General features: G+C 72.2%; 22 protein-coding genes and 1 pseudogene. 5 read left to right on the forward strand and 18 right to left on the reverse strand.

Annotated elements, in window-relative coordinates:
• From FB453_RS08315 to FB453_RS08370, 12 genes and pseudogenes are all read right to left on the reverse strand, one after another.
• A complete protein-coding gene (locus FB453_RS08315; protein WP_145788841.1) occupies positions 1–813 on the reverse strand; it encodes a TetR/AcrR family transcriptional regulator C-terminal domain-containing protein in 813 nt (270 codons plus the stop codon).
• Positions 814–855: 42 nt separating this feature from the next.
• Positions 856–1,407 (reverse strand): DinB family protein, encoded by a 552-nt coding sequence (locus FB453_RS08320; RefSeq protein ID WP_145788843.1) that lies wholly within the window; start codon positions 1,405–1,407, stop codon positions 856–858.
• Between the two features lie 125 nt (positions 1,408–1,532).
• Positions 1,533–2,252 carry a RibD family protein gene (locus tag FB453_RS08325; protein ID WP_112589937.1) on the reverse strand — a complete coding sequence of 240 codons (720 nt, stop codon included), beginning with the start codon at positions 2,250–2,252 and terminating at the stop codon, positions 1,533–1,535.
• Positions 2,249–2,941: a GTP cyclohydrolase II gene (locus tag FB453_RS08330; protein WP_145788845.1), complete on the reverse strand. Its 693-nt coding sequence runs from the start codon at positions 2,939–2,941 to the stop codon at positions 2,249–2,251. Before FB453_RS08330 ends, FB453_RS08325 begins: the two co-directional genes overlap by 4 nt.
• Before the next feature lie 59 nt (positions 2,942–3,000).
• Positions 3,001–3,939, reverse strand: coding sequence for a lysylphosphatidylglycerol synthase transmembrane domain-containing protein (locus FB453_RS08335; protein WP_112725072.1), 939 nt, complete (start codon positions 3,937–3,939; stop codon positions 3,001–3,003).
• Between the two features lie 66 nt (positions 3,940–4,005).
• Positions 4,006–4,824, reverse strand: a complete 819-nt coding sequence (locus tag FB453_RS08340; RefSeq protein WP_145788846.1) for a class I SAM-dependent methyltransferase — start codon at positions 4,822–4,824, stop codon at positions 4,006–4,008.
• Positions 4,821–5,867: a glycosyltransferase family 4 protein gene (locus FB453_RS08345; protein ID WP_145788848.1), complete on the reverse strand. Its 1,047-nt coding sequence runs from the start codon at positions 5,865–5,867 to the stop codon at positions 4,821–4,823. The genes FB453_RS08340 and FB453_RS08345 overlap by 4 nt, the downstream gene beginning before the upstream one ends.
• Positions 5,864–6,262 (reverse strand): 6-pyruvoyl trahydropterin synthase family protein, encoded by a 399-nt coding sequence (locus FB453_RS08350; RefSeq protein ID WP_112590267.1) that lies wholly within the window; start codon positions 6,260–6,262, stop codon positions 5,864–5,866. The genes FB453_RS08345 and FB453_RS08350 overlap by 4 nt, the downstream gene beginning before the upstream one ends.
• 2 nt (positions 6,263–6,264) lie before the next feature.
• A complete protein-coding gene (locus FB453_RS08355; RefSeq protein ID WP_112589925.1) occupies positions 6,265–7,248 on the reverse strand; it encodes a zinc-dependent alcohol dehydrogenase in 984 nt (327 codons plus the stop codon).
• A gap of 1,064 nt (positions 7,249–8,312) precedes the next feature.
• A pseudogene (locus FB453_RS08360) lies at positions 8,313–8,978 on the reverse strand (hypothetical protein); the annotation flags it as partial.
• 9 nt (positions 8,979–8,987) lie between these two features.
• Complete coding sequence (locus tag FB453_RS08365) at positions 8,988–9,851, reverse strand: alpha/beta hydrolase (protein WP_145788850.1); 864 nt, start codon at positions 9,849–9,851, stop codon at positions 8,988–8,990.
• Positions 9,852–9,905: 54 nt separating this feature from the next.
• Complete coding sequence (locus tag FB453_RS08370; RefSeq protein ID WP_112623276.1) at positions 9,906–10,502, reverse strand: helix-turn-helix domain-containing protein; 597 nt, start codon at positions 10,500–10,502, stop codon at positions 9,906–9,908.
• A gap of 78 nt (positions 10,503–10,580) precedes the next feature.
• Here FB453_RS08370 and FB453_RS08375 point away from each other — a divergent pair, with 78 nt between their 5' ends.
• Both FB453_RS08375 and FB453_RS08380 read left to right on the forward strand, forming a co-directional pair.
• A complete protein-coding gene (locus tag FB453_RS08375; protein ID WP_145788851.1) occupies positions 10,581–12,155 on the forward strand; it encodes a bifunctional NAD(P)/FAD-dependent oxidoreductase/class I SAM-dependent methyltransferase in 1,575 nt (524 codons plus the stop codon).
• A gap of 269 nt (positions 12,156–12,424) precedes the next feature.
• The gene (locus FB453_RS08380) at positions 12,425–14,137 is read left to right on the forward strand and encodes a hypothetical protein (RefSeq protein WP_145788853.1); all 1,713 of its coding nucleotides are present in this window, start codon (positions 12,425–12,427) and stop codon (positions 14,135–14,137) included.
• Between the two features lie 86 nt (positions 14,138–14,223).
• On the opposite strand, the gene FB453_RS08385 is transcribed toward FB453_RS08380, so the two are convergent.
• Complete coding sequence (locus tag FB453_RS08385) at positions 14,224–14,697, reverse strand: hypothetical protein (protein WP_145788855.1); 474 nt, start codon at positions 14,695–14,697, stop codon at positions 14,224–14,226.
• 184 nt (positions 14,698–14,881) lie between these two features.
• Here FB453_RS08385 and FB453_RS08390 point away from each other — a divergent pair, with 184 nt between their 5' ends.
• Positions 14,882–16,276 carry an FAD-dependent oxidoreductase gene (locus FB453_RS08390; protein WP_145788857.1) on the forward strand — a complete coding sequence of 465 codons (1,395 nt, stop codon included), beginning with the start codon at positions 14,882–14,884 and terminating at the stop codon, positions 16,274–16,276.
• A 26-nt stretch (positions 16,277–16,302) separates the two neighbouring features.
• On the opposite strand, the gene FB453_RS08395 is transcribed toward FB453_RS08390, so the two are convergent.
• The 3 genes from FB453_RS08395 to FB453_RS08405 are packed head-to-tail and all read right to left on the reverse strand — an operon-like array spanning position 16,303 to position 18,930.
• The gene (locus FB453_RS08395; protein ID WP_145788859.1) at positions 16,303–17,070 is read right to left on the reverse strand and encodes a nucleotidyltransferase domain-containing protein; all 768 of its coding nucleotides are present in this window, start codon (positions 17,068–17,070) and stop codon (positions 16,303–16,305) included.
• A gap of 37 nt (positions 17,071–17,107) precedes the next feature.
• Complete coding sequence (locus tag FB453_RS08400) at positions 17,108–18,448, reverse strand: hypothetical protein (protein ID WP_145788860.1); 1,341 nt, start codon at positions 18,446–18,448, stop codon at positions 17,108–17,110.
• 5 nt (positions 18,449–18,453) lie between these two features.
• Entirely contained in the window at positions 18,454–18,930 is a 477-nt protein-coding gene (locus FB453_RS08405; protein ID WP_145788862.1) for a cupredoxin domain-containing protein, read from the reverse strand.
• Positions 18,931–19,033: 103 nt separating this feature from the next.
• Between FB453_RS08405 and FB453_RS08410 the strand changes: the two genes are divergently transcribed.
• Both FB453_RS08410 and FB453_RS08415 read left to right on the forward strand, forming a co-directional pair.
• On the forward strand, positions 19,034–19,897 hold the full coding sequence (locus FB453_RS08410; RefSeq protein WP_145788864.1) for a copper resistance protein CopC: 864 nt from the start codon (positions 19,034–19,036) through the stop codon (positions 19,895–19,897).
• A gap of 248 nt (positions 19,898–20,145) precedes the next feature.
• Complete coding sequence (locus tag FB453_RS08415) at positions 20,146–22,551, forward strand: ricin-type beta-trefoil lectin domain protein (RefSeq protein ID WP_145788866.1); 2,406 nt, start codon at positions 20,146–20,148, stop codon at positions 22,549–22,551.
• A 74-nt stretch (positions 22,552–22,625) separates the two neighbouring features.
• Here FB453_RS08415 and FB453_RS08420 read toward each other — a convergent pair whose 3' ends face one another.
• Together FB453_RS08420 and FB453_RS08425 are read right to left on the reverse strand one after the other, a co-directional pair.
• A complete protein-coding gene (locus tag FB453_RS08420; RefSeq protein ID WP_486480214.1) occupies positions 22,626–23,585 on the reverse strand; it encodes a hypothetical protein in 960 nt (319 codons plus the stop codon).
• Between the two features lie 172 nt (positions 23,586–23,757).
• Positions 23,758–24,144 (reverse strand): DUF2267 domain-containing protein, encoded by a 387-nt coding sequence (locus FB453_RS08425; protein WP_145788869.1) that lies wholly within the window; start codon positions 24,142–24,144, stop codon positions 23,758–23,760.
• Between the last annotated feature and the right edge of the window lie 82 nt (positions 24,145–24,226).

Here is a 24,226-nt window from a genome sequence, read left to right on the forward strand (position 1 = left end):
CTACCGAGCGGGGCTGTGCAACAGGCCGTCGAGCAGCCCGCGCAGGCCGAACAGAAACCAGGTGTCCAGGTCGGTGTCGGGTCTGGTCTGCCCGGCCGCGGCCAGCCAGGGCCGGTCCCGGGTACGGCCGGTCCGCTCCAGCCGGGTGAGGGTCGCCGACCACCAGGCGTGGTAGGTGGTGTCCCCGGGGTCACGCCGGATGAGCAGGGCCATCCCCTGGGTGTAGCCGCTGAGCGCCAGGTAGGCGCGGAACGCCTCGGCCGGGTCGTACCCGGCGCTGGTGAATGCCGCGACCACCCGGTCGACCATGGCGAGTACCGCCGGCCCGGTCGGCGGCCGGTCGGTGGCGAGGACGGCCAGCAGCCAGGGATGGCGGCGGTACATCGCCCACTCGTCCCCGGCCAACAGTTCGAGCCGTTGGCGCGGATCACGCGGTAGTGGTGTGGTGCCGGGCGGGCGGGTGGCGGTGATCTGCTCGGCCATCGCGGCGAGGAGGTCGGCCCGGTTCCGGACGTGCCGGTACACGGCGTGGGCGGGCAGGCCGGCGCGTTGGGCGAGGACCCGCAGAGAGACGGCGTCCAGGCCCCCGGCGTCCGCCAGCTCGACCGCGAGGGCGACCAACCGGTGGCGCGGGTCGCCGCCGGTCGGCGCGGACAGGTCCCGAATCCGACGCGGGGTGCTGGTCGGGCCGTGCTCGCGACGCCTGCGGTACGCGCGGGCCTGGCAGCGCCGCGAGCAGTAGCGGCGCGGGCGTCCCCGGCCGGCGCCGACGGGCAGGTCCGCCTCGCACTCGACACACCCCGCACTGAGCACGCCGCCTCCGGTTTCGTCACGGCACTCCGTGTGACGAAAGTACTACTGTCGAGCGGCCGGGCCGTACCGATCGGTCCGTGCGGCGCGGAGCAGCCGGAGCTGACCGATCTCCGCGACGTTCTTCATCAGCTCTGAGTTGACCCAACCGATCGTGTGGGTGACGGTGTGGTCGGTTCCCTCCGGCCAGGGGAACGTCGCGATGCGGTCGAGGTCGCTGTCGCCGAGCTGGTCGAGCAGGCCGAGCCATTCGGTGCGCAGGTCACGCAGCCAGGCGACGCTGGGCTCGCCCGCACCGGGGAAGACAACGGCCGCGCGCTGCCGCGCTGATCCACCCCGGAGATGGTCCATCGCCACTGTCCACCACCAGCCGACGTGCCAGGTGAGCCAGCCGATCGTCGGCACCGGGACCGGGTCTGGTTCGGTGTCGGCCCAGTCCGGGGTCCAGGTGCCGTCGGTGCCCTGCCGCACCGACCAGCAGTGGTCGGCCGGCTCCCAGAGGAAGTCCGCGGGTTCGAGTCGCTCAAGGTGGTACTCGAACAGCGACCAGGTCAGGTCGAACTGCCAGCGCAGCAAAGCCAGGCTCGGTACGGACATCCGGAGATCCTGTCCGAACCCACCCCCACCGTCCACAAAATAACCCCACCCCACCCGGTCGGGTTGATCATGGGGTTGGCGGGTTCTGCGGAGATCGAATCACCCGCCAACCTCATGATCAACCGTTAGTTGCGGGCGGGGTCGGTGGGGCAGAGGTCGGAGAGGGCATAGCGCAGCAGGACCACGTCGCCGATCTGGCGGGCCTCGGCCAGGCGGGCGCGGCGACCCGGGTGCCAGGGGAAGCGACCCTCGCCGACGAACCGGGGCGCCCGGCCGTCACCGACGAAGAACGGGGCGACCACCAGGTGCAGTTCGTCGGCGAGACCGGCGGCGAGGAACTGGGCGTGCACCGTCCCGCCGCCCTCCACCATCAGCCGCTGTACGCCCCGGGCGGCCAGGTCGGTCAGCAGCCACCCCGGGTCGACAGGCTCACCCGCGTCGACCACGGTGGCCAGTCGGCCGACCCGCTCCTCGGTCTTCTCCAGGGCGCCGGTGGCGCAGTAGACGAGCCGGGCCGAATCGCCGGCGGTGAAGAAGCGGGCGGTCGGGTCGAGGTCGCCCTGGGCGGTCAGGGTGACCTTGGTGGGCGACGCCGGCCGACCGGCCGCCACCCGCTCGGCCCGGCGGCTCGGGGAGCGCACCAGCAGCCGAGGGTCGTCCCGTCGGACGGTGCCAGCGCCGACCAGGATGGCATCGCAGCTGGCCCGGACCGCGTCGACGCGGTCCAGGTCCTCCTCGTTGGACAGCAGTAACCGCTGCTCGGAGGCGTCGTCGATGTACCCGTCGATGGAGGCGGCACAACTCAGCAGCACGTACGGCCGCGTCGGCCCCGGCCGCCAGCTCATCGGGAGACGGGCCGCTCAGGAGCACGGCCCGCGAGCGCATCCGCCGCCTCGGCCGCCTCGACCTCCGCCGCCTTGGCCGCCTTCGCCGCCAGGTAGTCGGCGTTGGCCGGCGAGAGGAAGACGCTGGTGAGCACCCGTTCGGCCACGTCCACGCCCAGCCGGGTCAACTGCTCGGCCTTGTCCGGGTTGCTGCTCAGCAGTCGGACCCGCGGCACACCCAACGTGGTCAGCATCTGCGCGGCGGCGGTGTAGTCCCGCTCGTCCTCGCCCCGGCCCAACGCGACGTTGGCCTGGTAGGTGTCCAACCCGGCGTCCTGCAACGCGTACGCGTCGAGTTTGGCGTACAGGCCGATGCCACGGCCCTCCTGTCGCAGGTAGAGCAGGAAACCGCCGGTCTCGGCGATCCGCTGCACCGCCTCGCGCAGTTGCGGGCCGCAGTCGCAGCGTTGGCTGCCGAACACGTCGCCGGTCAGGCACTCGCTGTGCGGACGGACCAGCGGGGCCTCTCCCCCGACGGCGAGCCGGTCCAGGGCGCCGGCCCAGTCGCCGAGGCCGAGGGCCAGGTGCTCCCGACCGTCCACCAGGCCCTTGAAAGTGAACACCCGGGCGGTCGTGGTGTAGCCGTCTGGGAACGCCAGCGGCACCGTGACCTGCGTGCGGATCGTGGCAACCGGCAATGCTTCGGGCATGGGACTCCTTCGTCCGGCGCCACCGCCGTCCGGCGACGCGTACCGTCTCACAACCGACTTCAACAGCCGCCGCCGGAGCTCGCTTCCCGGGCGGCGACCGGAATTCGACGCCGACGGACCAGCAGCACGGCGGCGCCGGGCAGGCTGGCCACCAACACCAGTGCACCGTAGACGGTGGCGGTGGCGACACCCTCGGCAGCGCTGAGACCGGCCGCGCCGAACACCCACGCCGCCACCCCCTCACGCGGCCCGAAGCCGGCCACGTTCAACGGTAGGCCCATGGCGAGCAGGGCGAGCAGCGTCAACGGCAGCAGTCGGGACAGCGGGGCGTCCGATCCGGCGGTGCGCGCCGCCACCAGGAAGGTGGCCAGGTGGCCGGCGACCATCACGGCCGAGGCGACCAGCACGCCGAACCAGGTGCGCCGCGCCAGCAGCCCCGACCGTACGTCCGCCACGGCGGTACGCAGTGCCGTCGCCCAGCGCGACCCGCCACCGTTCGGAAGGACCCGCGCCAACAGCACGACGACCAGCCCGCCGGCGACGAGCAGCGCGGCGGCCACCGGCAGGTACGGCCGTACCGGGGACGGGAAGGCGGCGAGCACCACCAGCGCGACCCCGACCAGGACCACCTGCCCGGCGGCACGCTCCCAGACCACCGCGCGGATGCCCCGGCTCACGTCACCGGCGTCGCGGCCGTGGCGTACCGCCCGGTGCACGTCGCCGAGCACCCCGCCGGGCAGGGTGGCGTTGAGGAACACGGCCCGGTAGCAGTGCGCCACAGCGGTCGCCAGCGGCAGGCGTACGCCGAGGCCGCCGGCGACCAGGCTCCAGCGCCACGCCGCGCAGACCGTGGTGAGCACCCCGATCACCAGCGCCGCAGCCAACGCTGACGCGTCGATCAGTCGTACTCCGGCGAGGAACGGGCCGCTGCCCACCTGCCACAGCAGGACGGCGAGCAGACCCACCCCGCCGACCACTCGTGCCCAGGCCCAGAACATCGGCGCCGGCCTCCCCTTTGAAGATCGTCCACTTGCCCTAGTGCACGTACCCAGGGCGTGAACGGTTCATCCACCGGCGAGGAGGTCAGTGTGTTCGACCAGCACGGTGAGTCGGCCGGCCGCCGCGTCGGCCAACCGGCGGCGGGCGTACGCCTGGGCGGACCCGGCCAGGTCCGGGCGCTGCTCGCAGGCGGCCCCGAGCCACCCTCGGAACCATTCGGCGGTCAGGTCGGCCTGCTCCGGGCCCAGACGCCACGGGCTGGGCCGTTCCCGCACGTCGACGCCACGCCGGGCGAACGCGGCGGCGGTGGCGGCGACGGCATCCGGGCCGAGCAGCCGCCGGCCCTCGACGGTACGCCGCTGGTGGTCGTTGAACGCGGCCTCGACCGCCTCGTCGAGCGGGTCGGCCGGGGTGAACCGGACCCGCCCGGTCACCGAGATGGCGAACAGGGCTGGTCGGCCGACGCAGGCGGCCGCCACCCGTTCGACCTCCTCCGCAGTGAGCATGTCCAGCAGCGCGGACGCGGTGACCAGGGAACCGTCGGCGAGGTCGGCGGCGGTCAGCCGGGTGAGGTCGCCGCAGCGGGTGTGGACGGTGACCGGGGCGCCGTCGGCGGCGGTCACCCCCCTCATGCCCTCGGCGGCCCGGGCCAGCAGGTCGGCGTCCCGGTCGTGCAGCACCCAGTGCTGTGGCCCGGGCAGCCGGGCGGCCAGCCACCGACTCATCGACCCGGTGCCGCTACCCAGGTCGTGGATCATCGTCGGGGCGTCCCCGGTCAGCCGGGCCCGGACGGCATCCAGCAGGTCCTCGGCGCGCGCCGCCGCGTCGGCCGGCTCACGCAACCGCAGCCAGTCGGCGAACGGCAGGGTCTCCTCGGCGGTCATTCCGCCACCTCCTTCAGCACGCCGGCCAGCAACGCGGTGGTCACCGGCCAGTCGGTCAGGGTGTCGCGCCGGGCGAGAGCGGCACGCCGCAGCCGGGCGCGCAGCGCGTCGTCGTCCAGCCAGCGGATCAGCGCGGCGGCCAGCGCCGCCGGGTCACCGGGTGGGACCAGCAGTCCCGGGCGCTCACCGCCGGGCGCGTGACCGAGCGCCTCCGGCAGCCCGCCCACCTCGGTGGTCAACACCGGCAGGCCGCGGGCCAGCGCCTCGGTGACGACCATGCCGTACGTCTCGCCTCTCGACGGCAGCACCAGCAGGTCGGCGGCGGCGTACGCGCCGTCCAACGCCGCGCCGGTCAGCGGGCCGACCAGCCGCACCCGCTCGGTGAGGCCCGCTCCGGTCAACCGGTCGCGCAGCCGGTGCACGAGATCCGGTTCCCGGGCCAGGGTGCCCGCACAGACCATCGTCCAGGACCGGCCGACCAGCGTGGCCAACGCGTCGACCAGCACGTCGTACCCCTTGTGGTGGGTGACCGCCGCGACGCAGAGCAACCGGTCGCCGGACACCGAGCCGGGCGCGGGCGGCGCGGGCCGCACCCCGGGCGGCGCGGCCCGGACCCGGCCGGCGAGGGCCGGGTGGCGGGCCAGCAGGGCACGGCGGGTCCATTCGCTGGTAGTGACGACGGCCCGGGCGGTGGCCAGGGCGCGGGCCTCCGGCTCGTCGTCCAGCGGCAGGTGCACCAGGAGCACCAGGCGCAGCCGACGGGCGTGCGGGGCGAGCAGGTCCGGCACTGCCGAGGCGATCAGGCCATCGAGCAGCACCACGGCGTCATCGGGCGCGGCGGCGAGCACCCCGCCCAGCGCCGCCCGCTCGGCCGGGTCGGGGTGCGGCCACGCGCCGGGCACCGGATGCTCGTGCACCGACCAGCCGCGCTCGCCCAGCCCCGCGCAGATCCGCCGGTCGTAGAAGTTGCCGCCGCTGGGCGTGGCCGGATCGTCGATGTCACCGGGCAGGACGACGTGCACCGCCCGGCCCGCATCGGTCACAACGACCGCTCGTAGCTCGCCCAGGCGATGTGCGACTCGTGCAGAGTGACAGTGATGCCGGTCAGGTCGCGCGCCCCCGCGCCCAGCTCGCCGGCGTGCACCCGCTCGACCAGCCGGTCCGCGACCGTACGGGCCAGCACCTCCGTGGTGGTGTTCACCCCGGCGAAGGCCGCCTCGTCGTCGAGGTTGCGGTAGGTCAGCTCGCTCAGCACGGCCCGCAGCTGCTCGGTGGCCAGGCCGATGTCCACCACGATCCCGTCGGCGTCCAGGTCGGGCCGGCGGAACGTCGCGTCCACCACGAACGTCGCGCCGTGCAGCCGTTGGGCGGGCCCGAACACCTCGCCTCGGAAACTGTGGGCGATCATCATGTGGTCCCGAACGGTCACGCTGAACACGGTCACTCTCCGTCTTCGTAGGTGATGAGGTGGCAGAGCGCGGGCAGGTCGCCCGAGGTCAGTCTGGCGAGCACGTCGGGCAGCTCCGCGAAGCGCGACGCGCCGGTGATCAACGCGTCGAAGGCCGGGTCGTCGAGCAGGTCCAGGGCGAGCGCCAGCCGGTCGGCGTAACTGCGCCGTCCCCGTCGAGCGGGTGCCACCATGCCGACCTGGCTGCTGCGCACGCTGAGTCGACCGGAGTGGAACGCGCCGCCCAGTGACACCTGCACCGGGCGGTCGCCGTACCAGCTCAGCTCGATGACGGTGCCCTCCGGGGCGAGCAGGTCCAACGACTGTTGCAGGCCGGCGGCGGTGGCGCTGGCGTGCACGACCAGGTCCCGGTCACCGCGGGCGTCGGCCGGGTTGGCGAAGTCGACGCCGAGCGCCCCGGCCACGCCAGCCCTGCGCGCGTCGGTGTCGACCAACTCGACGTGCACGCCGGGGAACCGGGCCAGCAGCGCCGCGACGCAGCAGCCCACCATGCCCGCGCCGATCACGGTGACCCGGTCACCGACCAGCGGCGCCGCGTCCCACAGCGCGTTGACGGCGGTCTCCACCGTTCCGGCGAGCACCGCTCGAGCGGCCGGCACCCCCTCCGGCACCGGCACCACCGCACTCACCGGCACGACGTACGCGCTCTGGTGCGGGTGCAGGCAGAACACCGTCCGCCCGAGCAGCTCCGGCGGGCCCTGCTCGACCACGCCGACGCTGAGGTAGCCGTACTTCACCGGGCCGGGGAACTCGCCCTCCTGAAACGGCGCGCGCATCGAGGCGTACTGGTCGGCGGGCACCCGGCCGGCGAACACCAGCGTCTCGGTGCCCCGGCTGACCCCGGAGTAGCGGGCCCGGACCAGCACCTCGTCGGGGCCCGGGGCGCTCAGCGACACCGGCTGGATCTCGGCCACGCCGGGTTCGCGCACCCAGCAGGCGTACGCCTCGCGGATCACCGTCGCGCACCTCAGCTCTGCTCCGGGCCGAACCGATCGGCCATGTCGGATCCCCGGTCGGGGGTTGTCGATCATAAACACGGAAGGTCGGCGCGCACAGTTCGAAGCCCGCCGGCAGGGACCGCCATTCGGGTCCGGCGCTCGCGGCACGTCACCCGACGACCACGACGGTCGACGTCACTGATTCGGCAGTGGCGCAACCACATCGGTCAGCGCCAGGCCCTGCTCGCGACGTCGTAGACCATCCCGCGGTCGACCTGCTTCGGGACCGACTGGCCGAGCCGCCACGATTCGGACGTGGCGTGCAGATTGACAGTCACCGAGCCCGGCGTCGCGGCGCCCAACTCGCCGATCCAATGCCGGCTCTCCTCAATCAGCCTCCGCACGGTCTCGACGTCCGGCGCCGTCACCTCCACCATCGTGGTGTCGACAAGCGCCGAGCCGACCAGCAAGGCCAGGAGCCGGCCGAGGACCGCCGCGGGTACCGCGCCGTCCGTCGTTTCGACAGCCACGTAGCAGTCGTCGTGCCCGGAGAACAGCAGGCGTGAGCCTGCCAGCGCGGGGAGGACCGGCTCGTCGTACGTGGCCGTTCCGATGACCACGATCATCTCGTCGACCCGTGCGGCGGAAGGCGTACCCGGCACGTCGACAAGTGTCAGCTCGTAGGGGTACCAGCCGGCCAGGAACCGGGGCAGCTGCTCTCGGCGGATCACCAGGGCCTCTTCGCTGAGGCCGACGACCCCGGCCGCCAGCGCACCGACCTGGTGCACCTCGAAGCTGACGCCCTGCTCCGCCGCGATCCGCGACGGCCGCCACTGCTGATACTCCTCATCCAGGAAGCTGTTGGTCTCCAGGCCGACAACCATGATGGTGTCGTTACCGGCGAGCATGAGCACGTCGGCCAGCTCGGCGGCCTGCGCCGCGGTCGCGGTCACCAACCAGGAGCCGCCTGTCTCGCGAACGCTGAAGCTCAACGGGAAGGGCGCGCGGTCCAGCCCCACGCTGTTCGCGGAGAACGCGCCATGGGGTCCGACCTCTACCGTCGCGGCACCGTCCCCGGCGATCGGGTAGCCGATCTCGGTGAGGTCCACCCGCAGGTCGGCGACGGTGAGCTGCGGGTTCAGAGCCCTTGTCACGGTGTCGGTGAGCGGTCGATGGGCGACGATGTGCTCGACTGCCGCCCGGTCCACCGTCATCTCGTAGTAGTCGACGGCGAACTCGACGAAGCGGTCGACGATGTCGTCGAACAGGATGTCGAGCAGCCCGGACCCGTCCGGGCCGTTGTCGTCGTACGGCCCGCTCGGCGGTGGGAAGGCGATGCCGTCACCGGCGTGCCAGCGATCGTCCCCCGCCAGCCGCCACAGCACCGTCGTCGCGACGAGTTGCCCGTCCTCGTCGCAGAAGGCGGGTTCCGTCACCTGTGGACGCAGGGTTTCCGGTACACCGTCGACCAGGCCCGGCCACAGCTCGTGGTCCGGATGACAGTACGGCGACATCGCCGACTCATGATCGAAGAGTCGGATGAAGGCGCCGTCGGCGGTGAACACGATGGCCCACTCGTCCCCGCTGCCGTTGCTCATCGACGCCGCCTCGTCCGGGCCCCAGTTCGAGGTGTAGGCGTAGTAGGGATCCCCGCCGTCGATGATGCGCTCGAGCACGGCCAACGCCTTGCAGCGCTGCCGCAGCCGGTCGATGTCAGGAAGTTTGACGGCGACGTCGTAGGCGGTCACCGGGTCACCCTAGTGAGGCGGCAGCACCCCGGTGTCGGGGGCGAGGACCCGGGTGAAGAACGTCAGGGTGTCGCGGATCAGCGGCTCCAGCGGCACTCCGGCGAAACAGTGGTCGGCCCCCTGCACCACCGACAGCTCGACCTCGGCACCCGCCGCGGTCAACGCTGCGGCGAGTTCTTCGCTCTGCCCCACCGGTACAACCAGGTCCTGGTCGCCGTGGATCAGCAGCATGGGTGGGGCCTGGTCGGTCACGTAGGTGATCGGACTGGCCGCCCGGCCCAGCCCCGGGTTCTCGGCCAACGGGGCGCCGATCAGCAGTGACTCGGGCGAGTCCGCCGCGTCGTGGTCGATCGTTCCGGACGGGTGTGCCTGCGACTGCATGGTCAACAGGTTCGACGGCGCGTACCAGCAGACCGCCGCCCGGACGCCGCTGTCGTCCTGGTCGTCCCCGGTCAGCGCGAGCATCGAGGCCAGGTGCCCACCGGCCGACTCACCCCACACCCCGATCCGCTCGCGGTCCACGCCCACCGTGTCGCCGTGTCGGCGCAGCCAGCGCACCGCCGCCTTGACGTCGTCGAGTTGAGCCGGGAAGTGCGCCTCGCCGCTGAGCCGGTACTGCGCGGAGGCGACAGCGAATCCGGCGCGGATGGCGGCGGCGAAGGGATCGACTTCCATGAGCCAGTCCGCCGGGTGCTTGGGCGAGCCGAACAACCATGCCCCACCGTGGATCCACACCAGGACCGGGGCTGGTGTGGCGGCCCCGACCGGCACGGCAAGGTCCAACGTCAGCGGGCGGAAGCCCGGGACCTCGTTGACGACGATGTCGCGGTGCTCGACCCGGTCGGTCCAACCTCGGGATGCCGCATCGATCATCAGGCCATCTTCGCACCGACGACCCCGCCGTACCCGCCATGGAAGCCGAGTTGATCACTGCTGCTTGTCGGGCGTGGCGGGGCGGGCGCGGACGTGCAGCCGCTCCCCCTGCGGCCCGAAGAGGCTGATGGCTTCGGCGGTGCCGGGGCCGGGGTTGAAGAAGAGGTGCGGAATGCGGGTGTCGAACTCGGCCACCTCCCCCGGGGTCAGCGTCAGATCACGGTCACCGAGCAGCAGGCGTAGCCGTCCGGAGAGCACGTAGAGCCACTCGTACCCCTCGTGGGCCTGCGGGATTCGGCCCCCGGCGGACGGGTCCGGCGGGAAGATCTGCTTGAACGCCTGGACACCGCCCGGTCGGCGGGTCAGCGGCAGGTACGTCACGCCGTGGATGACGATCGGTTTGGGGCGTACCCGGGGGTCGCCGGTGGCGGGGGCGTCGACCAGTTCGTCCAGCGCCACCTGGTAGGCCCTCGCCAGCGGGAGCAGTAACTCCAGGGTGGGGCGACGGCTACCGGACTCCAGCCGGGACAGGGTGCTCACCGAGATGCCGGTCAGGTCGGCGAGCTGGGTCAGCGTGGTCCCGCGTTGGTGACGCAGGGCACGCAGCCGGGGGCCGACGGCCGCCAGCGCGGCGCTGTCCTCGTTTGCCATAACGGCAAGGATAGTTGCCACCTTGCCGACGGCGACGGATGGTGGGCGCAGCCGACAGAGCAAGAGGGAGATATACCGGTGGACGAGACATATGACGTGGTGGTGGTGGGTGGCGGTGCCGCAGGGCTCAGCGGGGCCCTGGCGCTGAGCCGGGCCCGACGGTCGGTGCTGGTGATCGACTCCGGTGAGCCCCGCAACGCGCCGGCCGACCGGATACACAACTACCTCGGCCGGGAGGGGACGCCGCCGGGCGAGTTGCTCGCGATCGGCCGGGCGGAGGTCGCCGGGTACGGCGGGCAGTTCCGCACCGGGCGGGTGGAGGCCGCGACCCGGGACCACGACGGGTTCCGGCTGAGCCTCGACGGCGGGGAATCGGTGCGGGCCCGCCGGCTGCTGGTGACGACCGGTCTGACCGACGAGCTGCCCGACGTGCCCGGCCTGGCCCAGCGGTGGGGTCGCGACGTGCTGCACTGCCCTTACTGCCACGGGTGGGAGGTTCGCGACCGGCGGATCGGCGTCCTGGCGACCAGCCCGCTGAGCGTGCACCAGGCCGAGATGTGGCGACAGTGGAGCCCGAGCGTGCTGCTCCTGCTGCACGACTCCCCGGCGCCGGACGCGGAGACCGCCGAGCGGCTCGCCGCCCGGAGCATCGCTGTGGTGCCCGGCCCGGTCGCCGCGGTGGAGGTGACCGACGACGCGCTGACCGGCGTACGGCTCGCCGACGGCCGGGTGGTGGCGCTCGACGCGATCGTGGTGGCGACGCGGCTGACTCCCCGCGCCGACGTGCTGGTGGGGTTGGGTCTGGCCCCGGAGCAGGTGACGATGGGTGAGCACGTCATCGGTGCCCAGATCCCGACCGACGCCACCGGCGCGACGACCGTCAGTGGTGTCTGGGTGGCGGGCAACGTGGCCGACATCCGCAGTCAGGTGATCACGTCCGCCGCGGCCGGCCTGAACGCGGCGGCGGCGATCAACGCCGATCTCATCGCCGAGGAGACCCGCGACGCGGTGTCCGCGTACCGGCAGTTGGTGGCCACGACGTTCGAGGAGCCGGCGTGGGAGGAGCGCTACCAGTCCCGCCCCTCGGTCTGGAGTGGCCGGCCGAACCCGCAGCTGGTCGCCGAGGTCACCGACCTGGCCCCGGGGCGCGCCCTGGACGTGGGCAGCGGCGAGGGCGCCGACGCGGTGTGGTTGGCCGAGCGCGGCTGGCAGGTGACGGCGGTGGACATCTCCACCACGGCGTTGAGCCGGGCCACCGCGCACGCCGAGGCCGCCGGAGTGGGCGACCGGATCGAGTTCACCCACGTCGACCTACGGGACAAGCCGCCCACCGAGGAGGCGTACGACCTGGTGTCCGCGCAGTTCATGCACCTGCCGCCGGTGGAGCGGCGGGAGTTGTTCGGCCGGCTGGCCGCGGCGGTGGCACCTGGTGGCGTCCTGCTGATCGTCGGGCACCACCCGTCCGATCTGTGGGGGTTGGCGCACCGGATGCACATGCCGGACGCGATGTACACCGCGCAGGACGTGGCCGCCGATCTGGAGCCGGCCCACTGGGAGGTGCTGGCGGCGGAGGAACGTTCCCGCCTCGCCACCAACCAGAACGGCGAGGACATCACCCTCCACGACGCGGTCCTGGTGGCCCGCCGACGCTGACCTCGCGCGACTACGTCGCGCTACTCATCCCATGTTGACCTGCGTCGATCATGGAGTGGTGCTGGATGACAAAGGTGGTGGAGCATCACCTTTCCGGCACCACGAGTCCATGATCGGCGCGGGATCGGGGCAACGCGGGACGGCAACGTGAGAGGTGGTGGGGCAGGACTTCGCATGAGGTCCGCTCGGCGGTAGCGTTGCGCCACACTGACGGCCCGCGGGGCAGGCGACCGCCGACCCTGACGCCCCGATCGTACGGAGGATGGTGCATGTCCATCGGCGCTGAGCCGCACGCAGCACGCGACGATGCGGCCTCCCGGCCGAGCTTCGAGCTCGCCCTGCGCGGATACGACAAACGCCAGGTGGACCGGCACCTGGAGCAGCTCGACGGCCAGATCGCGATGCTGAGCGGGGAGCACGGGCGCTCCGCCGTCCGCGTCCGTGAACTGACCGCCGAGGTGCAGCGGCTGCGCGCCGAACTGGCCGAGCTTCAGGAGCAACCCGTGCAGGTGGACCGCGCTTCGTTCCATGACCTGGGCCCGATGGTCGGCGAGATCATGGCGCTCGCCGAGAAGCAGGCCGGCATCATCACCGAGTCGGCCACAGACCGGGCCAACGAGCTGCGCAGCGAGTCCGAGCGGATCCTCGCCGACACCCGTGAGCGGGCCGCGCAGGCACGTCAGGATCTGGCCGAGGAGCTGGCCGCCCGGCGGGCCGAGCAGGAGCAGGCGCACGAGGAACGGCGCACCCTGGCCGAGGCCGAATTGACAGCGATCCGCGAGCACGCCGAGCAGTTGCGGGCCGACGGTGAGGCCGCGCACGAGCGCGCCCAGCACGAGGCCAAGCGGATCACCGAGCAGAGCGCGCAGCAGCTCAACCAGACCCGGGTCGCCGCCGACGCGCTGATGAAGTCGGCCCGTACCCAGATCCAGCAGGAACTCCAGTCCGCCCGCTCCAAGCACCAGCAGGAGATGGCCCAGTGGCAGGCCAACGTGGAGCGAGAGGTCAACGAACGGCGTACCGCCGCCGAGCAGGACATCGCCGAACAGCAGGCCGCCGCCGAGCAGGAGCTGGCCGAGGAGCGCAGCGCGACCGAGCAGCAGATCGCCGCGCTGCTGGCCGAGGCGCAGCAGCACGTGACCGAGCTGCGCAACCGCGCCGACGAGCAGGCCGCCAGCCACCAGCAGCAGCTCGCCGCCCTGCAGAAGGAGCTTGAGGAACGCCGGCAGGAGGCCGCCGAGCTGAACGCCGAGCTGAACACCGGCCGCCAGCAGCTCGCCGAGATCCGCCAGGAGGGCGAGACGCTGGAGAACGAGCTGTCCAGGATGCAGCAGCGACTCAGTGAGGTCCGTCGGGACCTGACCGCCGAGAGTGCCCGGTTGGACGAGGCCCGGCGGGCCGGGGACTCCGCCGAGCGGCACGCCAAGGAGGTCCGCGCCCGCGTACAGCGGGAGGCGAAGCGGGTGGCCGACCTCGCCGCCGCCGCGGTCATGGCCGCGGCAGCCGGCGGCACGGAGACCGCTGAGTACCCGATGGTGGGTTCCCGCTCCAACGCCGATCGGCCCGCCCCGGAGCGGATGGGCGTCGAGCGGCTCAACGTCGACCGCGTCGGGGGCGACCGGCACCCCGCGGAGCGACCCACAGTGGACGACGCGGACGCCGATCGTGCCACCACCGACCGCGCCCCGCTCAACGCCGCACCTGCCGACCGGAGCCCGGACGAGAACGGCTATGCCGACCTGACCCCTGTGGAACAGGCCAATGGCGACCGGGCCCCGGTGGAGCAGGCGAACGACGAGCATGCGGACGCACCAGCGGTGGCGGACGAGTCGACGACGTCCGAACGTACGGCGGCCCGGGAGGTCAGCGTCGACGACGCCGAGCGGACCTTCCCTCGGCACATCGGCACGGACGCACCGACGCCCGTACCGTTCCTGGCCTTCGGGCAGCCGGTCAGCGAGAACGGCGCCGCCCGGCACTGACCTCAGCCGCGGTTGCACCCGGGCCCGGAGCGGATCCGCACGGGCCCGGGCCGGGGCGGCCGGTCGTCGGTCGATGACCAGGCCACTCAAGAGGGCGACTGGGCTGACCGATCGAGGTACCTCCGCAGCTCGGCGATCTCCTCCTCGGTGAGGACGGGCGCGAAGTCCAGGTGCTCGCTGGGATGGACGGCTGTGCCGGAGCCGGCCACCGTTACGAACCAGGCGCCCTCGTGGCCGAACCAGTGCGCCTGTCCGGCCATACCGACGTCGACGGCGTCGTCCGGCGCGGCGGACTCACCTGCCGACACGATTCGCACCCACTGCCCGTCGCGCCCATACGGCGGTTGAGGGATCACCACGTCCAGGTGATCCTCGGCGATTCGTTCCGTCGGCACACCGAACAGGCGGGCGGCACCCTCGCGTGCCACAGTGCCCACCTCCCTCAGGCTGCCGGTGACGGCGACCAGCACCTCCCCCTCGGGTCCTTCGACCAGCACTGCGTACGAGCGATCAGGCTCATGGCGGACCCGTGCGCGGAACCGCAGCGGGAGTGCAGGCATCCAGCAATGATCCCTCACCGGGCTCGCCACGGCGGCACGGCGATCTACTTCTCATGAACCGATCAAGGTGCGGGCGATTCTGCGTGGAACCGGGTCGCCGTACCCGGTTGAGCTGGCAGGCTGGGCTGGCCGCCGCGCACCAGCGGTGACCGCCGGCCCGGCCGGTGACCGAGAGGAGCGCCCGGTGACCGACCAACCGGAGGAGTTCGACCTGCTCGTCGTCGGTGGCGGCAAGGCCGGCAAGACGTTGAGCATGGACGTCGCCCGATCCGGTCAGCGGGTCGCCATGGTCGAGCGCGGCATGATCGGCGGCAGCTGCATCAACGTCGCGTGCATCCCGACGAAGGCGCTGGTGACCAGCGCGCGGGCCGCCCGCCAGCTGCGGGACGCGTCGGCGCTCGGCCTGACGGTGGAGGGCGGCCGGGTCGACATCGACCTGTTGCGCGCGCACAAGCAGGACGTGGTCGAGGGGATGGTCGCCGCCAACCGGCAGCAGTTCCTCGACTCCGGTCTGCACCTGGTGATCGGCGAGGCCCAGTTCGTCGGCCCACGAACCGTACGGGTGGCACTCGCCGACGGCGGCGAGCGACTGCTGCGCGGCAGCGACGTGGTGATCAACACGGGCACTCGCCCCCATCTGCCGTCGGTGCCCGGGATGGCCGAGGCCGGGGTGCTCACCAGCGACGAGTTGCTGCACCTGGATCGGCTGCCGGCCCGGCTGGTGGTGCTCGGCGGCGGCACCGTCGGGGTGGAGTTCGCGCAGATGTTCGCGCTGTTCGGCAGCGCGGTGACAGTGGTCGAGGGTGGTCCACGGCTGCTCACCCGCGAGGACCCCGACATCAGCGACGCGGTGATGCGCGTCTTCCTCGATGATGGCATCGACGTACGGGTGGGTGTCGCGGTCGCGCGGGTCGACCGGGAGGCCGACGGCTCGCTGCGGGTGACGCTGGACGACGGCAGCGCGGTGGTCGGGGACGACGTGCTGGTGGCGGCCGGCCGGGAACCGGTCACCGACGGACTCGGCCTGGACGTGGCCGGCGTACGGCTCAGCGAGCGGGGCTTCGTGGAGGTCGACGAACACCTGCGCACCAGCGCCGAGCGCACCTGGGCGGCCGGAGACGTCGCCGGCAGCCCGCAGTTCACCCACGTCTCGCTGGACGACTACCGGATCATTCGGGCGAACTTCGCGGGAGGCCAGCGCAGCACCGCCGACCGGCTCATCCCGTACACCGTTTTCACCACCCCGGAACTGGCGCGGATCGGGCTGACCGAGACCGAGGCGCGCCGCGCCGGGTACGACATCCAGGTCGCCCACCTGCCGGTCGCCGCCATCCCCCGCGCACGCACCCTGCGCCAGACCCAGGGCATGTGGAAGGCGGTCATCGACACCAGCACTGACCGGATCCTCGGTGCGTCGTTGCTCGGCGCCGAGGCCGGTGAGGTGATCACCTCGGTGCAGCTGGCCATGCTCGCCGGGATGCCGTGGACCGCTCTGCGGGACGCGGTCATCACCCACCCGACCATGACCGAGGGTCTCAACCTGCTCTTCGCCTCGCTGGAGTCCCGCCCGGTCCGCTGAGCGCGCAGGGCCCGCCCAGGCGACCGCTATCCGGCGATTTCGTCGCGTACCCGTTGTTGGAAGGCGCGGGCCTGTGCCCCGGTGGGCGGCGGCCCACCGTGGCGTGCGGCGACCGCCTGATGGATCACCTCGGCCCGGTCGCCGGCATCGATCAGCCGCTGACCGGCGGCCACCTTCGCCAACCAGACGCCGTCGCGGTGGCGCACCAACGACCGGCAGGCGCCGAGCACGGCGTCCTCGGTGCCGGGCGCGGGCTGGTCGGCCGGCGGTGTGGGCAGGGCGAGCCACCAGGACAGCGCCTCGATGAGCAGCCGGCGCAGGTCGGCCGGGGTGAGGTCGGCGAAGGCCTCCCCCGCCGGCGGGCCGAGCAGTGGGAGTCCACTCTGGTGCAGGATGCTGCGATCGAGGCCGTACCAGAATCGGCCGTCGGCGGCCGGGCGGTCGGCGGGGTCGAGGGTGCGCCGGAACGGCATGCCGGCCCCGGTGTTCAGTTCGACCTCGAAGCCGGGCTCCGGGGTGCCGGAGGCGGCCACCGCCCGGTCGTAGACGACCAACTCCAGTCCGCGCGCGGGGCAGGGCAGCGCCTCGTGCCGCAGCCGGGCGACCAACGTCCGTTTGGCGGCCTCGGTGAGCGGCCCGGCGCTGAGCAGCGCCACGTCCACGTCGCTGCGGCCGGGCTGGTACGCCCCGAGCCCCACCGAGCCGGCAGCGTACGCGCCGACCAGTTCGGCGCCGAGCACGTCGCGGGCGGTGCTGACGAGGTCATCGAGGTAGCGCTGAAGATCGGAGTGCACGGGCCATCATGACGCACGGGTCGGCACCCGGGCGGGGCTACCCCGCGTAGAGCAGCAGCAGGCCGGCGACGGTGTAGGCGACCATCAGTGCCAGCAGGGGTAGTTGGCCGGCCACCGCCCGGGCGCGGGGGAACAGGTACAGGGCGCGGTCGTGGGCCAGCAGCGTGCCGAGCAGGTGCCCGAGGATGATGACGGTGATCTGGAGGGTCGCCACCCCGGAGGGCGTAATCAGCGCGGTCTGCGGTTCCCAGTCGACGGTGCCGAGCCAGTTGGCGCCGGTGCCCCGGGGGTCGGAGAGCAACGCGACGGTGCGCTGGCCCTCCAGGATCAGCAGCGAGTAGTAGTGCGCGACCACGTACCCCACCGCGATCGGCACGATGGAGTGGGCGATCTCGCCCGGCACCCCCCGGGCGTCGGCCGCGTCGGTGCGACCGATGCGCGCCGCGGCACCGGTGGCGGCAAGGTAGGCCACCGCGACGGCGGCGATGACGAGGCTCAGGCCGGCGCTGCCGGTGACCGCCGGGTGCAGGCCGTTCTCCTGGCTGAAGCGCAACCAGCCCGGCGCGTTGGAGAGGCTGTCGTACATTGTCGAGCCGAGCAGCACGATCACCACGGCGACCAGCCCGGGGCGGGGTCGCAGGCCGGCGATCCCGTCGAGCGGGTTGCGCCAGACCAGGACGCCGTCGGCGGCCCGGCCGAGCGGGGCGAGCTGACCGATCACTGTGCTGTACGCCTCGAACGGGTCGGCGTGGTCGAACCAGCCGGCGCCGAACAGCACCGCGCCGGCCAGCAGGACCACCGCGTACCCGGCCAGCCAGGCGGTGATGACCGGCAGGGTGGCCCGGTCGGGGGCGACCAGTTCCAGCCAGACGAACCCGAACAGGGTGGCGGCGGCCGGCCACCAACCGACGCTGTCGGGCAGCTCACGGAGCCCACGGTTCGGGTCGCGCCGCGCCGCCAGCGCCGCGAGCAGGTGCACCGTACGCAGCGGGTTGACCGCCCGCCAGATCGGGCCGAGCAGCAGCGACAGCGGGGCCAGCCCGACCCAGAGCAGCACGTAGAGCGCGCCGGCGGTCGGGTTGTCCGCGGTGTCCGGCCCGCCCAGCAGACCGAGGCAGAACCAGGCGGTGGCGAGCAGGCCGAGCCCGCGCAGCGCCCACCGGAACGCGGGCGCGTCGACGAGTCGGGCGAGCCACCGCGGCACCGGGCGACCGCCGGTGGCGTCCCGGTCGAGCCGGGGTTCGCGCCAGAGCAGACCCAGCGCCACGAACGTGACGACGAGGGTCAGCGCGGCGGCGACGACGAGCTGCGGCAGTGTGATCGGCAGGTCCTGGCGGCCGCCGACGCCGTGTGCCAGCAGCGTGGGAGCGGCCGTCATGTCGTTCAGCGGACGACGAGCTGGAAGAGCACCAGCTCGGACTCGTGCGTCTCCACCTCGAACAGCCCGGTCTTGTCGGCGCGGAACTCCACCGAGCCGGGCGTGCCGACCGGCAGCCGGGCGCCCAGGTCGTAGCCGTGCACGTGCAGTTCGTCGGCCACGTCGGAGGTGACGGTGATCCGGACCAGCTGGCCCTTCCTGACGGTGACCCGTCCGGTCGGCGGATCGACCCGCTTCTTCGCGATCGTGACGGTGATCTGTTGGTCCACCGCGGTGGTGCTGGCGGAGGCGCTGGGCGTGCTGGTGGCCGTCGGGGTCGGCGCGGTGGGGGTGGCGTTCGACGGGGCCGCGGACGTCGGCACCGTCGAGGGGGTGGCCACGGAGGGGTCGTCGTCCTGCCCGCAACCGGCGAGGAGCAGGGCGGCGAGGGCGGCGGCGGCGAGGGTGGCGGCGGTCCGGGCGGCGGAGGTACGGACGAGCACGGGCGGACTCCGAACGACGCGAGGGGGACGGGTGTCGGGTTGATCGTCGGGGAGGAGAACTCTACGTCTTGTTCGGTGCCGGGGAAATGACCATGATGAACGAATGCGATCGAAGCTGGTCACTGTGTGTAAGGTCCTGAGCCGTGTAGTGGCGGCGCTGGCGGCGACCCTGGTGGTGTCGTTGCTGCTGCCGGTCGCCCCGGCGTCCGCGCACGGCCAGCTGGCGACCTCCACCCCACTCAAGGGCACTGTCGTACGCGAGCCGCTGACCCAGTTGGCGTTGTACTTCACCGAAAAGCCGGCTTCCAACGCGCACTTCGCCATCAGCGGCCCGGATGGGTCGCGGGTGGACAACGGTTGGTCCTACGGTGAGCCGAAGCGACTCGACAAGCCGGTCACCGAGTACTTCATGGTCAACGGCGTGTTCGAGCCACGGCTGTACCACACCGGCTTCCCGGCCATGGTTACCGTCGCGCACTGGCCGGCGAAGGGCCGCTACACCGCCAGCTACCTCTCGGTCGCCTCCGACGGTGAGGCGGTGCGGGGCGAGGTGACCTTCGACTACCAGGGCCCGGGCACGCCGGCCCCAGCCGGCTGGTCGGCACCCACGGCGGGGCCGGATCCGGCGCTGCTCGCCCAGGCCGAGGGTGAGGGATCGAGCCCCGGGGCCACCGGCAGCCCGGTCGCCCCCACCGGCACTGCGGCGGACGACCCGGCCGGCGCCACTCAGGAGCAACGCGACGGCGGGTTCCCGGCCTGGCTGATCCCGGCCCTGATCGTCGTCGTGGTCTCGGCGATCGTGCTGGTGGCGGCCCGCCGTCGACCCGCGGCGAGCGGAGCCTCCACTGGGGATCGCCGGTCCGTCGGCGGCGCGGGCCGGGGCGGAGCCGCAACCCGCAAGCCCGCCAACCCGACCCGGAAGAGCGGCAATCGGGCCGGTGGTCCGGCGCGGCGTGGACGGCGGTAGACCGTCGCAATAGCCGGGCATTCTTCGCGTACCCTCGCGAACTTTCGCACGGACATTGGAAACTTCTGATGTATCGAGGCGAAGCCATGGACAGTCCAATCGAAACACCTTAATGTTCCGAGCCATCCACCCGGTGTTTCCGCAACGTCACTCGTCGGCGTCGAGGACGTTACGGAGCCGGGCCGACGGTCATCCTCACCGCTGCTCCACGCCGGCCGTCGGACACTCCACTGCCTCCTGGAGGAACGATGGGCACACGCCTGCTACGCCGACTCCACCATCCCGTCCTGGGTGCGCTGGCACTCGTCCTCGCCGCCGGTCTCTGGGCCGTCCCCGCCAACGCCGCCCCCGCGCAGGAACCGGGCGTCACGCTGCGCGTCTTCGACGTGCAGGTGCCGCTGTCCGAACTGTGCACGCTCAAGCCCGCCCAGACCCCGAACGTGGACAAGCTGATGTCCACCATCAACTGGACCTCGGCGGCCGACTTCGGCTTCGAGGACAACTTCGTCTCGCAGGTGCTGGGCAACATCACCACCACCCAGGCCGGCAGCTACACCTTCCGGCTCAGCAGCGACGACGGCTCCAAGCTGTCGATCGACAACGCCGTGGTGATCAACCATGACGGCCTGCACGGCGCGACCCCGCCGAAAGAGGGCACCGTCACCCTCACCGCCGGCCTGCACCCGCTGCGCATCGACCACTTCGAGCGTGGGGGCGGGCAGCAGATCACCCTGGAGTGGAAGACTCCCGGATCGTCGACCTTCGTGGTCGTACCGAACTCGGCGCTGAGCACCGACGCCGGCGTGGTCCGGGTGACCGCACCCGGACGCAAGGAGTGCGAGGGTGTCTCCGACACCCCCGGTGACGGCCTGCCGCTGACCGGCGTGCACCCCGGCTACACACTGACCAACCTTCGGCCCAGCGGCTTCCAGCCGAAGGTCACCGGCATGGACTGGCTGGCCGACGGCCGGCTGGTCATCAGCACCTGGGGCGGCAGCGACCAGTCCGGCACCTCCCAGGACGGCGAGGTCTGGATCCTCGGCAACACCGGCGGGTCGACAACCCCGGGCAACGTGACCACCAAGAAGATCGCCGGCGGCCTCAAGGAACCGATGGGGCTCAAGGTCGTCGACGGGGTGGTCTACGTGACCGAGAAGCAGCGGTTGACCCGGCTGGTGAACACCGGCGGTGACGAGGTGGCCGAGCGTCTGGAGACCGTCGCCACCTGGCCGTACGGCGGCAACTTCCACGAGTTCGCCTTCGGCCTGCTCTACCAGGACGGTTTCTTCTATCTGAACCTGTCGGTGTCGATCAACTCCGGCGGCGCCACCACCAACCCGCAGCCCGCCACCAACCGGGGCACCACCCTCAAGGTCAACAAGGACACCGGCGCGGTCAGCTACGTCGCCGGCGGTCTGCGTACGCCACACGGCATCGGCTGGGGCCCGGAGGGCGGCATCTTCGTCACCGACAACCAGGGCGGCTGGCTGCCCTCGTCGAAGCTGGTGCACGTCAAGCAGGGCCGGTTCTTCAACCACTTCACGAACCCCGCGGGTCCGTTCGACACCGCTCCGGTCACGCAGCCGGTGCTCTGGATGCCGCAGAACGAGATCGCCAACTCGCCCAGCACGCCGCTCTACCTGACCAGCGGTCGCTACGCCGGCCAGTTCGTCATCGGTGACGTGACCTACGGCGGCCTGCAACGGGCGAATGTGGAGAAGGTCAACGGCGAGTACCAGGGCGCGCTGTTCCGACTCACCCAGGGCCTGGAGGCGGGCGTCTCCGAGGTCAACGTCGGCCCGGACGGCGCGATCTACGTCGGCGGGCTCGGCGCGGGCGGCAACTGGGGCCAGACCGGCAAGCTGTCGTACGGCCTGCAGAAGCTCACCCCGAACACCTCCACCACGTTCGAGATGCTCGCAATGCGCGCCACCACGACCGGCTTCGAGGTGGAGTACACCCAGCCGGTGTCGACGGCGACCGCCACCGACCTGGCCGCGCGCTACAAGCTCAAGCAGTGGCGGTACGTGGCGACGTCGAACTACGGCGGTCCGAAGATCGACGAGGAGACCCTGACCGTCACCTCGGCCACCCTCTCGGCGGACGGCAAGAGGGTCAGCCTCACGGTGCCCGGTCGCAAGGCCGGCAGGGTGGTGCACCTGCGCTCACCGCGCCCCTTCACCTCCACCAGCGGCCAGTCCCTGTGGAGCACCGAGGCGTGGTACACGCTCAACTCGATCCCGGGCAGTCCCCCGCCGCCCATCGGCGGCACCATCACCGGCGTCGGTGGCAAGTGCCTGGACGTCGACAACGCGGGCACCGCCGACGGCACGAAGATCCAGCTCTGGACCTGCAACGGCACCACCGCGCAGTCGTGGACGCGGGTCGGCGACACGTACCGGGTGCTCGGCAAGTGCCTGGACATCGACAACGGCGGCACCGCGAACGGTACGAAGATCCAGCTCTGGACCTGCAACGGCACCGGCGCGCAGGTCTGGCAGCCGCAGGCCGACGGGTCGATCCGCAACCCGCAGTCCGGCAAGATCATGGAGGCCGCCGGCGGTAACACCGGCGACGGCACCCAGATCCAGCTCGGCACGTACGCGGGCGGCGCACACCAGAAGTGGGTGGTCAGCAGCGGGGTAACCGGCTGACCTTTGACGAAGGGGCGTGGTCTGACCGGCGGGTCAGACCACGCCCCAACCGTCCGTCGTATGAAGACCGCCGCTCAGCGGAACAGCACCGGCCGGTTCCCCCGGGCGCCGACGAACTGGCCCCGGATGTTGATGTCCTCGATCGAGTCGGTCTCCCATACTCCCCGGGTGGTCAGGTCGGTCATCACCCCGTTGCGCCAGAGGAACGGGTGCCACGCGGCGGTGGTGGTGCTCTGGCCCACCACCTCACCCCGGTCGTTGATCGCGGTGGCGCGGCTCCAGTCGCCACCGAGCGTGCCGAGGTCGGTCAGTGTGCCGTTCTGCCAGCGGAACGCCCGCCCGTTCGCCGCGCCCACCACCTGGCCCCGGTTGTTGACCCCGATGGCCTCACTGCCGATCTGGGTGAAGACGCCGTTGCGCAGGAGACCACCGACGCAGGTGCACGGGTAGTCCTGCGGCGGCACGTTGAACCCACCCACCACGTCGCCCGCGTTGTTGACGTCGGTGGTGAACTCGTAGAAGTACTCCCGGCCCAGGTCCGTGAAGACCCCGTTGCGCCACAGGAAGCGGTGCGGCATGTCGCCGGCCGGTTCACTGGTGCCGAGCACCTGTCGCCGGTCGTTGACCCCGATCGCCACGCTGTTCTCCCCGCCCAGGGTGCCCAGGTCGTGGAGCCGACCGTCGCGCCAGAGCACCGCGCGGGTCAGGTAGTCCGAGCCGAAGGAGGTGATCGCCACGTCACCGAACTCGTTGACGTCAACGGCGGCGGAATCCGTGTCGCCTGGCAGCACACCCAGGTCGGTGATGACACCGTGGCGCCAGAGCACGGCGTGCCGGGCGCCGCTGGCGACGGTGCTCCAGCCGACGATGTCGCCGCGGTCGTTCATCGCCGTCGCAGCGCCGTCGCCTCCGGACAGGGTGCCGAGGTCGACGACCCGATAGCTGTGCGGGGACGCGGCGACGGGAGCGGGAGCGAGGGTGATCAGCGCGACGACTGTCGTCGCAGCGGTCAGCAGGGGACGCGGGGACACCATGGACGCCAAGGGGGACGCTCCTCGGATCGGAGCGGCGACGACCCGGCGGACGGGCGCGGGGCACCACCACTGCGCGTTCGATCGGTAACGCACAGTAGATCCGGTGTCGTGGCGGCGCACCAGGGACCGAACGGTCACCGACGCCCGGGGCGTCCAGCGGTGGGGGCGTCGGTCAGGGGCCGTGCGGCAGCGGCTGCGCCAGTGCCCGCAGGTCCGCCGGGAGTTGGGCCAGGGCGTCCTCGAACTCCCGGTGCCCGACCACCCGGTGCATCGTCTGGAGCACCGCGCGGGTGCCCCGCTCGGCAGCCGGACGGTCGATCCCGGCGCGGTCGGCCACCCGGCCCAGGAACTCGTCGTAACCGAACGTTTCCGGCGGCTCCGCTGCCTTGACCAGCAGCGGGCTCAGCTCGTCGGCCAGGTGGGGGGCCAGAGCGCCCGCCTCCCCACCGCTGAGCCGCTCGGTGAGAGTCCGCAGGACCGCCTCGGTGAGCGAACGTGCCTGCTCCGGCGGGAGACCCGCCCGTGCCGCAACCTTCTCGACGAACGCCAGCTCGGCCATCCCCCCGCCCTTCACCTTCGGAAACGCGTGGCTACCCGGGCCCACCGGCAGCAAACCCGGCAGCGGCAGCGGGATGGTTCTG

Source organism: Micromonospora sp. CNZ322 (assembly GCF_007827755.1).

Bases quoted from the DNA above. Each gene is read 5' to 3' on its own strand.
- FB453_RS08320 (WP_145788843.1), bottom strand. From the start codon at position 1,407: ATGTCCGTACCGAGCCTGGCTTTGCTGCGCTGGCAGTTCGACCTGACC.
- FB453_RS08325 (WP_112589937.1), bottom strand. From the start codon at position 2,252: ATGAGCTGGCGGCCGGGGCCGACGCGGCCGTACGTGCTGCTGAGTTGT.
- FB453_RS08330 (WP_145788845.1), bottom strand. From the start codon at position 2,941: ATGCCCGAAGCATTGCCGGTTGCCACGATCCGCACGCAGGTCACGGTG.
- FB453_RS08335 (WP_112725072.1), bottom strand. From the start codon at position 3,939: ATGTTCTGGGCCTGGGCACGAGTGGTCGGCGGGGTGGGTCTGCTCGCC.
- FB453_RS08340 (WP_145788846.1), bottom strand. From the start codon at position 4,824: ATGACCGCCGAGGAGACCCTGCCGTTCGCCGACTGGCTGCGGTTGCGT.
- FB453_RS08365 (WP_145788850.1), bottom strand. From the start codon at position 9,851: ATGATCGATGCGGCATCCCGAGGTTGGACCGACCGGGTCGAGCACCGC.
- FB453_RS08370 (WP_112623276.1), bottom strand. From the start codon at position 10,502: ATGGCAAACGAGGACAGCGCCGCGCTGGCGGCCGTCGGCCCCCGGCTG.
- FB453_RS08380 (WP_145788853.1), top strand. From the start codon at position 12,425: ATGTCCATCGGCGCTGAGCCGCACGCAGCACGCGACGATGCGGCCTCC.
- FB453_RS08385 (WP_145788855.1), bottom strand. From the start codon at position 14,697: ATGCCTGCACTCCCGCTGCGGTTCCGCGCACGGGTCCGCCATGAGCCT.
- FB453_RS08400 (WP_145788860.1), bottom strand. From the start codon at position 18,448: ATGACGGCCGCTCCCACGCTGCTGGCACACGGCGTCGGCGGCCGCCAG.
- FB453_RS08410 (WP_145788864.1), top strand. From the start codon at position 19,034: ATGCGATCGAAGCTGGTCACTGTGTGTAAGGTCCTGAGCCGTGTAGTG.
- FB453_RS08415 (WP_145788866.1), top strand. From the start codon at position 20,146: ATGGGCACACGCCTGCTACGCCGACTCCACCATCCCGTCCTGGGTGCG.
- FB453_RS08420 (WP_486480214.1), bottom strand. From the start codon at position 23,585: ATGGTGTCCCCGCGTCCCCTGCTGACCGCTGCGACGACAGTCGTCGCG.
- FB453_RS08425 (WP_145788869.1), bottom strand. From the start codon at position 24,144: ATGGCCGAGCTGGCGTTCGTCGAGAAGGTTGCGGCACGGGCGGGTCTC.